We start from the raw sequence: 11509 nt of genomic DNA, 5'->3' as shown, positions 1-11509 counted from the left end.
ACGAGATACGACGGGAGCGGCTACGATGGCCAGGTCTATCATCATCGACACGGACTGCGGATCGGACGACGCCATGGCCATCGCCATGGCGCTCAACGACCCCGTATACGACATACTGATGTTCACCACGGTGGCGGGCAACGTGCCGCTCGAACAGGCGGTGAGCAACACGCTGACCACCATCGAACGATCCGGTACCTACGAACCGCCCGTATACCGGGGCAGTGCGTCCATGCTGTTCAATCCGCTCATTTATGCCTACGAGACCCACGGCGACGACGGCATGGGCGACCTGGGGTATGCGCCACAAAGGCTGCGCCCAGCCGAAGGCAACGCCGTGCTGCACATGCTCGAGGCCCTGCGCGACCACGAGGCGCACACCATCGACATCATCGCATTGGGGCCTTTGACCAATATCGCCATCGCCCTGAAGCTCGACCCCGCGACGATGCGACGGGTCGGACGCATCGTCGCCATGGCCGGGGCTGGGCTCGGCGCCGGCAATGTGACGCCGGTGGCCGAATTCAACGTGTGGCAGGATGCCGAGGCCGCGCGCATCGTGGCGGAATCGGGCCTGCCGGATGTCATGTTCGTCGGATGGGACGCCTCGCTCGGCGACAGCATGCTGAGCGAGAAGGAGATGCGTTGCATCAGGGAAAGCGGCGACCTCGGGCGGTTCGTCATCGACGCCAACCACGTGCTGGCGGAACTGAACCGTGAGCGCTTCGGCGTTCCCTGCCTCGACATGGCCGACCCCGCGGCCATGGCCGCGGCCCTGCATCCCGAATGTGTCGCCGAATGCGACGCCTATTACTGCCAGGTCGATACGACGCCGGGTCCGGGCTATGGTTCCGTGATCGTCGACCGCAACCGGTTCTCCGGCAGGAACCCCAACATCCGCATTTGCAGTGCACTCGACCCCATTGCATACAAAGGCTATATCTATCGCACGCTCGGTGTCGTCGGTCGGGGGTGTGACCGCGCGAACATGAACGAATGATGAACCTTCCTTCTCCTTCGGCGTGTTCGGCATTCAAAGTGCTAATGTCTTACCGGTTTTTCGTGCGGACATGCCGGCGGGCATGAAGACGGGGGAGGGGCCGATGGATCAGGTGGCGCTCGAGAGCAATGCCGTGTTCCTGGGCATAGAGTATCTGGCGACGTTCATCTGCGGGCTGTCGGGGGGGCTGTCGGCCATTCATAAGAAATACGACCTCTTTTCCATCCTTGTCATCGCATGGGTCACGGCCCTCGGCGGCGGCATCACCCGTGATGTGCTGCTGGGAGCCCTGCCGCCGGTGGGCATCACCGACAGGGGATTCGTGCTTACGGCCCTGGCCTCGGGATTCATCGTGGCCGTCGTCCATCCCGAGATCGAGCATCTGAAATGGTCCATGATCATCACCGATGCCCTGGCCCTGGGATTGTTCGCCGTCAACGGAACCGCGAAGGCCTTGGCATATCATTCCTCCGGCATGACGGCCGCGTTCCTCGGCATGTTCACCGCCCTGGCGGGCGGCACCATCCGTGACATACTCCTCAATGAGGTGCCCTCCATCCTGCGCGACAAGCATCTGTATGCGGTGCCGTCCTTCATCGGATGCCTGCTTACGGTGTTCGCCGCCCGTGCCACCGATCACTGGCATCTGGGGCTTAACGGCGAGATGGTGCTGGATGTCTGCATCGTCATCGTCGTATTTGCGCTGCGCATGCTGTCGGTGGCGTTCAACATCACCTTCCCCGGGGCCTTGGAGCGTCATCGCACGCATCTGCCTACACAGGGGAGGTACCTCAGGCGTCCGGTCATCCACCCCGAATCCACGGAGACGAAGGATGGTCCCGGTTCGGCGGAGTAGCCGGTCTGGGCCTCCGGTTCCGTCGTCAATCGGTTTTCAGTAATAAAAAATCCCGCAGATATCATGAATACTGCGGGATTTTCGTTGAAACGCGGTTCGCCGTCAGAGGGCGTTGATGGCGTTGGCCAGACCGGACTTGCGGTTGGCGGCCTGGTTCTTGTGGATCACGCCACGGCCGGCGGCCTTGTCGAGCTTCTGGGAGGCGACCTTGTAGGCGGCCTGGGCGGCTTCCTTATCGCCGGCGGCGATGGCCTCGCGAACCTTGCGGATCACGGTCTTCAGCTCGCTCTTGTAGGCGACGTTGCGGATGTGCGCCTTCTCGTTGGTCAGGACGCGCTTCTTCTGCGACTTGATGTTTGCCACTATGTACTCCAAACGACGTTTGCTAAACGGACATACAAACGGATATGATACCACGAATTTCACGGGAGCACTACCGCTCGGTGAATTTCCGGTATCAGGGGGACACTCGCCGAGCGGTTCCGTCCGTCGCGGCGAAGCGCCGGCTAGACTTGGAAGACGACGGACGGCGGGCATCGACGCCTCAACGCCCGTCGTGTTCCATCGGATACCTTATGGGAAAGGGAAGGCCATGACAACCACGAATGATACGGTTTCCGACATCGAGCTCGCTGGTGGGGTGAGCATCCCCCAGGTCGGCTTCGGTGTGTTCCAGATCCCTGGCAAGGATACGCAGCGGGCCGTGGAGGAGGCCCTGGAAATCGGATACCGGCATTTCGACACGGCGGCCGCCTACTACAACGAGGAGGGCGTGGGCGCCGCGCTCAAGGCCACCGGCATGGCGGGCAAGGTGTTCGTCACCACCAAGCTGCGCAACTGCGACCAGGGCTACGACGCGACGAAGGTCGCCTTCGAGGAGTCCCGCCGCAAGCTCGGGGTCGACGTGCTCGATCTGTATCTGATCCACTGGCCGTTCGCGCTGATCGACCGCTACGTGGAGACGTGGAGGGCGATTCTCGAAATCAAGGAGCAGGGCGTGCTGCGTGCGGCCGGCGTATCGAATTTCCTGCCGGAGCATCTGCAGAGGCTCATCGACGAGACCGGCGAGGCCCCCGCCATCAACCAGATCGAGGTGCATCCGCGCTTCTCCCAGCCCGATGTTCGGGCCTATTGCGCAAGCCACGGCATCGCCGTGGAGGCGTACTCGCCTCTGGGGCACGGCGGCGACATGAACGCCCCCGAGGTGCTGCGTGCGGCCGAGGCGCACGGCGTCACGCCGGCGCAGGTGGTGCTGCACTGGCACGTGCAGTCCGGGCGTGTGGTCATTCCCAAGTCCTCGCATCCCGATCGCATGCGTCAGAACCTCGACATCTTCGGATTCTCGCTCACCGACGAGGAGATGGCGTCCATCGACGCACTGCACACGCCGCAGGGGCGCATCTCCGGCGACCCCGCCACGAACGTCAACTCCCAGTCGTGGGCCGACCAGTTCTCCCGTGGCAACGTCTCCTGACCGCGCTTCGGACGGTCCGGATGGGGCGCGTCTTCGCGTTGCCGAGAGCTGACGGTAGACTAGTGGCTTTGGTATGGAACTTTGAGTCGCTGTCGTGATACAGCCGAAGGACGAACAAGGAGACGCGCTTGGCGAAAGAGCTGCACAACAAGCCCGGGTATACCGACCAGTCGGTGATCAGGAATTTCTGCATCATCGCGCACATCGACCACGGCAAGTCGACGGTCGCCGACCGTATCCTGCAGCTGAGTGGCATCGTGCCCGAGCGTGAGATGAGGGACCGCTTCCTCGACCGCATGGACATCGAGCAGGAGCGTGGCATCACCATCAAGTCGCAGGCCGTCCGCGTGCCGTGGACATTCGACGGCACCGAATACACGCTCGGCATGATCGACACCCCGGGGCACGTCGATTTCACCTACGAGGTTTCCCGCGCGCTGGCGGCGTGCGAGGGCGCCGTGCTACTGGTCGACGCCACCCAGGGCATCGAGGCGCAGACGCTGTCGAACCTGTACATGGCCATCGACCACGACCTGGCCATCATCCCCGTGCTCAACAAGATCGACCTGCCCAGTGCCGAGCCGGAGAAGCACGCCGAGGAGATCGCCGGTCTCATCGGATGCGACCCCTCCGATGTGCTGCGCGTGTCCGGCAAGACCGGCGAGGGCGTCGCCGACCTGCTCGACCAGATAGTGATGGAGGTACCGGCTCCCGACGGGGATCCCGAGGCTCCGGCCCGTGCGCTGATCTTCGATTCCGTGTACGACTCCTATCGCGGCATCGTCACCTACATCCGCATGGAGGACGGCGAGCTGCATTCGCGTGAGAAGGTGCACATGATGGGCATCGGCATGACGCACGAGCCCATCGAGATCGGCGTGATCAGCCCCGACATGACGCCGACGAAGGCGCTGGGTGCCGGCGAGGTCGGCTACATCATCACCGGAGCGAAGGATGTCAGCCAGTCCAAGGTGGGCGACACGCTGACCTCCGCGGTCCGGCCCGCGTCCGAGCCGCTGCCGGGATACAGGGACCCGAAGCCGATGGTCTACTCGGGCCTGTTCCCCGTGGACAACGCCCAGTTCCCCGAACTGCGCGAGGCTCTCGACAAGCTCAAGCTCAACGACGCCGCGCTCATCTACACGCCCGAGACGTCCGTGGCCCTCGGCTTCGGCTTCCGCTGCGGATTCCTCGGCCTACTGCACATGGAGATCGTCTCGGAGCGTCTGAGCCGTGAATTCGGACTCGACCTCATCCAGACCGCCCCCAACGTCACCTATGAGGTGACCAGCGAGGACGGCAAGGTGCACCACGTGACCAATCCGAGCGAATTCCCCGAAGGCAAGGTGAAGAAGATCGTCGAACCGATGGTCGCCGCCGACATCATCCTTCCCAAGGAGTTCATCGGCGCGGTGATGGACCTGTGCCAGGAGCACCGCGGGCAGATGGGCACCATGGAGTACATCTCCACGGAACGCGTGGAGATGCATTACCGCATGCCGCTCGCCGAGATCGTGTTCGACTTCTTCGACCAGCTCAAGAGCCGCACCAAGGGATATGCGTCGCTCGACTACCACGAGGACGGCGAGCAGAGCGCCGACCTCGTGAAGGTCGACATTCTCATCCAGGGCGACAAGGTCGACGCGTTCAGCGCCATCGTCCATCGCGACAAGGCATACAGCTACGGCGTCATGATGACGAAGAAGCTGCGCGAGCTCATTCCCCGCCAGCAGTTCGAGATTCCGATCCAGGCGGCCATCGGCTCTCGTATCATCGCGCGCGAGACCATCCGCGCCCTGCGCAAGGACGTGCTCGCCAAGTGCTATGGCGGCGACATCACCCGTAAGCGCAAGCTGCTTGAAAAGCAGAAGGCCGGCAAGAAGCGCATGAAGATGCTCGGCCATGTGGAGGTGCCGCAGGAGGCGTTCATCGCGGCGCTGTCCACCGACGAGCCCACCGACCGCGACACCAAGGACAAGATTCGCGCGGCCCAGAAGAAGGAAGGCTGAGTCGTCCGGTCGGCTCCTCGGACAAGTGGAGCCGACCGGCGGGCGAGGGGAGCGTTTTTCCGAAAAGATGGAATACGAAGTCTACATCCACGTGCCGTTCTGCCTTCGACGCTGCGGCTACTGCGATTTCAACACGTATACGGCCAGCGACCTCGGCGGGGGCGCCTCCCGGGGCAACTACGCCGACATGGTCATCCGCGAAATGAGAACCGTCAGGCGATGGCAGATCGATCACGGCATCGACGAGCCCGCCGTGTCCACGGTCTTCCTCGGCGGCGGCACCCCCACCGTCCTGCCCGCAGCCGACCTGGTGCGCATGGTCGACGCGGTACGTGATACATGGGGCCTGGAACCGGACGCCGAGATCACGACCGAAGCCAATCCCGACACCGTGGACGCCGACTATATTCACGAACTCGCCGACGGCGGGTTCACCAGGATCTCCTTCGGCATGCAATCCGCCGTGCCGCATGTACTGCGCACCCTTGACCGGACCCACACCCCGGAAAACGTGACCGCCGGGGTGCGGGCCGCCGAACGCTGCGGCCTGCGCAGCAGCGTCGACCTCATCTACGGCGCGCCGGGGGAGAGCCTCGACGACTGGCGCACGTCGGTGCATGCCGCCATCGACCTTGGCGTGGACCATGTCTCGGCATACGCCCTGACCGTCGAACCGACCACGAAGATGGGACGGCGCATCGCGGCCGGCACCCTTCCCAGACCGGATGACGATGACGAGGCCGCCAAATACGAGATCGCCGACGACCTGTTCTCCGCGGCGGGACTGCAATGGTACGAGATATCCAATTGGGCCCGACCCGGCCGGGAAAGCCGGCATAATCTCGGATACTGGCGCAACGTCGACTGGGCCGGAATGGGCCCCGGTGCGCATTCCCACTACGCCCTGCCCCTGGACGGGGCGGCCGGCGGGCGCGGGGAGGACGCCTGCGGCATCCGTTCATGGGACATCGCGCATCCGAGGATGTGGGGCCGGAAAGTGACCATGGACGAGGTCCCGTGGCAGGGGGAGGAGACCATCGCGCGCGACGAGAACGCGGAGGAGACCATCATGCTCGGCCTGCGGCTGCGGGAGGGGCTCGGTCTCGACCACTTGTCGGCCGTCCTCGGCCGCGAACTGACGTCGGACATGTTCCGTCCCGTTCTCGACGCGGGGCTCGCCGTCCTTGAGAACGGCCGCATCGTTCCCACCCGTCGGGGGCGGCTGCTCAACGATTCGCTGATCGCCGACTGCTTCGAGATCTGCGGCCTGTAATTTTCGGGAGGTCCGGGCGTGTCGGCGTCGGAGCGCCGCATCGTATTCCGAATGGCGACTCGTTTCGGCGGAGTCGCCGTTCGATGTGGTCCGAGGGTGGAAAGGCCTCGGCGTAAAGCACTTCGGTTGGTGGCGGCGATGACCGCCATCGAAAAATGTCTCATTATGTGGAATGCATGTGAGCCTTAGAAAAGAAAAGTCTTTAAAACTTTTGGCAATTGTGATATATGCCCCTGGTTGCATCTAAGATACATTTTGGCTGTATTCTGTCAAGGCAAATAAAACGCAGGTGAAGACCTGCCCTAGACCAGAGGTGATTTCGGTGACATTACACGCTCCGCTTGATCTGACGATACATACTCCCGAAGGGATGTATGACCCTACCTCGGAGCATGACGCCTGCGGCGTTGGTATGGTCACCACCCTCAACAGGATTCCCGAGCGCAAGATCGTCGACGACGCGATCGAGGTGCTCATCAACCTCGACCACCGCGGCGCCGTGGGCGCCGAGGAGAACACGGGCGACGGCGCGGGCATCCTGATGTCCATGCCCGACGAGTTCATGCGCAACACCGTTGGCGCCGAGCTGCCCGAGGAGGGCCACTATGTGGCCGGCATCGCGTTCCTTGACCGCGACATCGCCGCCGGTGCCCAGCAGGAGCAGGCCATCGCCAAGATCGTGGAGGAGGAAGGGCTCACCGTTCTGGCCTGGCGTGTGGTGCCCACCAACCCGAACGGTCTCGGTCTGCAGGCCCTGGCCTCCATGCCGGCCTTCAAGACGCTGGTCTTCGCCGACGCGGACGATGCGAAGCTCGGCGGCATCGAGCTGGAGCGCAAGGCGTTCCGCGTGCGCAAGCGTGTCGAGCACGAGGTGGGCGTCTACTTCGCCTCGCTGTCGTCCCGCACCATCACCTACAAGGGCATGCTCACCACCATGCAGCTCAAGCCCTTCTTCGAGGACCTCTCCGACCCGAGCATGAAGGCGCGCGTCGCCATCGTGCACTCCCGCTTCTCCACCAACACGTTCCCGAGCTGGCCGCTGGCCCAGCCGTTCCGCCTGCTGGCCCACAACGGCGAGATCAACACCATCCAGGGCAACCGCAACTGGCTCTCCGCCCGCGAAGGCCGACTGAGCTCCGAACTGCTCGGCGAGTTCAAGCCGCTGCTGCCCATCAACACGCCCGGCTACTCCGATTCCGGCACCTTCGACGAATGCCTCGAGCTGCTGCACCTCGCCGGACGCTCCCTGCCGCATGCCATCTCCATGATGCTGCCGCCGGCCTGGGAGAAGAACGACGCCCTCGACCCCGACGTCAGGGCCTTCTACGAATACAACAACACGCTCATCGAGCCGTGGGACGGCCCGGCCGATATCGTGTTCACCGACGGCACCCAGGTGGGCGCCCTGCTCGACCGCAACGGCTTCCGTCCCGGACGCTGGCAGGTGACCGACGACGGCTACGTGGTGCTCGCCTCCGAGACCGGCGTGCTCAACGAAATCCCGCAGGACCACATCGTCGAGAAGGGCCGTCTGGAGCCCGGCAAGATGTTCCTCGTCGACACCGCCGAAGGCCGCATCATCCCCGACGAGGAGATCAAGAAGTCCCTCGCCTCCCAGCATCCGTACCGCCAGTGGGTCGAAGGCAACTCCATCGAACTCAACCAGCTGCCCGCCCGCGAGCACGTGCGCCACTCCGGCCAGTCCGTGCAGCGTCGCCAGCGAGCCTTCGGCTACACCGAGGAGGACCTCAAGCTCCTGCTCACGCCGATGGCCAACACCGGCAAGGAGCCGCTGGGCTCCATGGGCAACGACGTCCCGCTGCCCGTGCTCTCCAAGCGCTCGCGCATGCTGTTCGACTACTTCACGCAGAAGTTCGCCCAGGTGACCAACCCGCCGCTCGACTGGGAGCGTGAGGAGATCGTCACCTGCCTCGAATCCGCCATCGGTCCCGAGCCGAACCTGCTCGAGGACAGCGAGCTGCACGCCAAGAAGGTGCTCATCCCGCTGCCGGTCATCGACAGCGACGAGATGGCCCAGCTCAAGCGCCTCGACCGTGCGCCGATCCTCGGCGGCTACTACAAGCCGTTCGTGGTCAAGGGCCTCTACCAGGTCGCCGGCGGCGGCAAGGCCCTCGAGGAGCGCCTCGAGGAGATCTTCGCCGAGATCGACGAGGCCATCGCCGACGGAAAGAACTTCCTCGTGCTCTCCGATCGCGACTCCAACCACACGTGGGGCCCGATCCCGTCGCTGCTGCTCACCAGCGCCGTGCAGCACCACCTGCTGCGCCGTCACACCCGCACCCAGGTCTCCATGGCCGTCGAGGCCGGCGACGTTCGCGAGATCCATCACGTCGCCCTGCTGATCGCCTACGGCGCCGCCTGCGTGAACCCGTATCTGGCGCTCGAATCCGTGGAGGACCTCTCCAACCGCGGCTACGTGAACGTCGAGCCCGCCAAGGCCGTGAAGAACCTCATCAAGGCGCTCTCCACCGGTGTGCTCAAGATCATGAGCAAGATGGGCGTCTCCACCATCATGAGCTACCGCGGCGCCCAGCTGTTCGAGGCCATCGGCCTGAGCGAGGACGTCATCGACAAGTACTTCACCGGCACCACGTCCCGCGTCGGCGGCGTCGGTCTCGACGAGCTGGCCGAGGAGGTCGCCATCAGGCACCGCGTGGCCTATCCGAACCAGTGGACCGCCACGCCGCACCGCAACCTGCGCACCGGCGGCGAATACAAGTGGCGCCGCACCGGCGAGGACCATCTCAACGATCCGGAGGCCATCTTCCTGCTGCAGCAGTCGACCCAACGCGGCGACTACGACATGTTCAAGAAGTACACGCACCACATCAACGACACCTCCAACCGTCTGATGACGCTGCGCGGCCTCATGAAGTTCAACGACAAGCGCAAGCCCATCGACATCTCCGAGGTCGAACCGGCCAGCGAGATCGTCAAGCGGTTCTCCACCGGCGCCATGAGCTACGGCTCCATCTCGCAGGAGGCGCACGAGACGCTCGCCATCGCCATGAACCAGATCGGCGCGCGCTCCAACTCCGGCGAGGGCGGCGAATCCGACGACCGCATCAACGATCCGCAGCGCTACAGCCGCATCAAGCAGATCGCCTCGGCGCGCTTCGGCGTGACCAGCGACTACCTCGTGCACGCCACCGACCTGCAGATCAAGCTCGCCCAGGGCGCCAAGCCCGGCGAGGGCGGCCACCTGCCCGGCGCCAAGGTCCCGCCGTGGATCGCCAAGGTCCGTCACGCCACGCCCGGCGTGGAGCTCATCTCCCCGCCGCCGCACCACGACATCTACTCCATCGAGGACCTCAAGCAGCTCATCAACGATGCGAGGATGGCCAACCCGAAGGCCCGCATCCATGTGAAGCTCGTCTCCGAGTTCGGCGTGGGCACCATCGCCGCCGGCGTGGCCAAGTGCCATGCCGACGTCGTGCTCATCTCCGGCTACGACGGCGGCACCGGCGCGGCCCCGCTCAACGCCATCAAGCACGCCGGCACCCCGTGGGAGATCGGTCTTTCCGAAACCCAGCAGACGCTGATCCTCAACGGCCTGCGCTCCCGCATCGTCGTGCAGTGCGACGGCGAGCTCAAGACCGGTCGCGACGTCGTCATCGCCGCGCTGCTGGGCGCCGAGGAATTCGGCTTCGCCACGGCCGCGCTGATCGTCGAAGGCTGCGTCATGATGCGCGCCTGCCAGAAGAACACCTGCCCGCAGGGCATCGCCACCCAGGACCCGGAGCTGCGCGCCCGCTTCCGCGGCAAGCCCGAACACGTGGTGAACTTCTTCATGTTCATCGCCGAGGAGGTGCGCGAGATCCTCGCCCAGCTCGGCTTCCGCACGCTCGAGGAGGCCGTGGGACACGTCGAGTGCCTCGACCAGGACGAGGCCATCAAGCGCTGGAAGTCCGACGGCATCGACCTGAGCAACGTGCTCATGCAGGCCGGCCCGACCCCCGGAACGATTCTGCACAACACCACCAAGCAGAACCACGAGCTCGAGAAGGCGCTCGACAACAAGCTCATCGAGCTTGCACAGCCGGCGCTGGAACACAAGGAGCCCGTACGCATCGAGCTGCCGATCCGCAACGTCAACCGCACCGTCGGCACCATGCTCGGCTATGAGATCACCAGGCGCTACGAGGCCGAGGGGCTGCCCGACGACACCATCGACATGACGCTGCACGGCTCGGGAGGCCAGTCCATCGGCGCGTTCATCCCGCGCGGCGAGACCATGCGCATCTACGGCGAGGTCAACGACTACGCCGGCAAGGGTCTTTCCGGCGGCCGCATCATCGTGCGTGCCGAGGACGGCGTGACCTTCGATCCGCATACGAACGTCATCGCCGGCAACGTGACGGGCTTCGGAGCCACCTCCGGCGAGATGTTCGTCGCCGGCAGGGCGGGCGAGCGATTCGCCGTGCGCAACGGCGGCGCCACGTTCGTCGTCGAAGGCGTGGGCGACCACGGCTGCGAGTACATGACCGGCGGCACCGTGGTGGTGCTCGGCCCCACCGGCCGCAACTTCGGCGCCGGCTTCTCCGGCGGCAACGCCTACATGCTCGACCTCGACATGGCGAAGGTGAACCCCTCCGCCGTCAAGAGCGGTGCGCTCAAGTTCCTCCCGCTGGAGGGCGAGGAGGCCGAGACTGTGCACGCACTGGTCAAAAAGCACGCCGAGGAGACCGATTCGAGCATCGCCAAGGAACTGCTCGAGAACTGGTCCGACTCCGTCAAGCGGTTCACGCACGTGGTGCCCACGCAGTACGTCGCCATGACCCGTGCGATGAAGCAGGCCGAAGAGAATAATGTCGATTTCAACGCTCCGGGGGCCTGGGAGAAGGTCTACGAGCAGGTTATGGAAGGGGTGCGCTGA

Annotated in this window: 7 protein-coding genes; 6 read left to right on the top strand and 1 reads right to left on the bottom strand. The window is 64.5% G+C overall.

Annotated features, from left to right (window positions below):
• Positions 1-25: 25 nt before the first annotated feature.
• Complete coding sequence (locus CS006_RS06975; protein WP_100511092.1) at positions 26-1000, top strand: nucleoside hydrolase; 975 nt, start codon at positions 26-28, stop codon at positions 998-1000.
• Between the two features lie 103 nt (positions 1001-1103).
• Positions 1104-1856 carry a trimeric intracellular cation channel family protein gene (locus CS006_RS06970; RefSeq protein ID WP_100511091.1) on the top strand — a complete coding sequence of 251 codons (753 nt, stop codon included), beginning with the start codon at positions 1104-1106 and terminating at the stop codon, positions 1854-1856.
• Between the two features lie 102 nt (positions 1857-1958).
• Here CS006_RS06970 and rpsT read toward each other — a convergent pair whose 3' ends face one another.
• Positions 1959-2219 carry a 30S ribosomal protein S20 gene (gene rpsT, locus CS006_RS06965; RefSeq protein ID WP_100511090.1) on the bottom strand — a complete coding sequence of 87 codons (261 nt, stop codon included), beginning with the start codon at positions 2217-2219 and terminating at the stop codon, positions 1959-1961.
• A gap of 229 nt (positions 2220-2448) precedes the next feature.
• Between rpsT and CS006_RS06960 the strand changes: the two genes are divergently transcribed.
• The 4 genes from CS006_RS06960 (at position 2449) to gltB (ending at position 11509) form a co-directional block, all read left to right on the top strand.
• A complete protein-coding gene (locus CS006_RS06960; RefSeq protein ID WP_100511089.1) occupies positions 2449-3330 on the top strand; it encodes an aldo/keto reductase in 882 nt (293 codons plus the stop codon).
• Positions 3331-3458: 128 nt separating this feature from the next.
• Positions 3459-5339, top strand: a complete 1881-nt coding sequence (gene lepA / locus CS006_RS06955) for a translation elongation factor 4 (protein WP_243386863.1) — start codon at positions 3459-3461, stop codon at positions 5337-5339.
• Positions 5340-5406: 67 nt separating this feature from the next.
• On the top strand, positions 5407-6612 hold the full coding sequence (gene hemW, locus CS006_RS06950) for a radical SAM family heme chaperone HemW (protein WP_100511284.1): 1206 nt from the start codon (positions 5407-5409) through the stop codon (positions 6610-6612).
• A 322-nt stretch (positions 6613-6934) separates the two neighbouring features.
• Positions 6935-11509: a glutamate synthase large subunit gene (gene gltB, locus CS006_RS06945; RefSeq protein ID WP_100511282.1), complete on the top strand. Its 4575-nt coding sequence runs from the start codon at positions 6935-6937 to the stop codon at positions 11507-11509.

The sequence above is a fragment of the Bifidobacterium primatium genome (assembly GCF_002802875.1).
Taxonomy (GTDB): domain Bacteria; phylum Actinomycetota; class Actinomycetes; order Actinomycetales; family Bifidobacteriaceae; genus Galliscardovia; species Galliscardovia primatium.
Note: the sequence above shows the minus strand (reverse complement) of the source record. Positions and strands in the feature narration are given on the sequence as shown.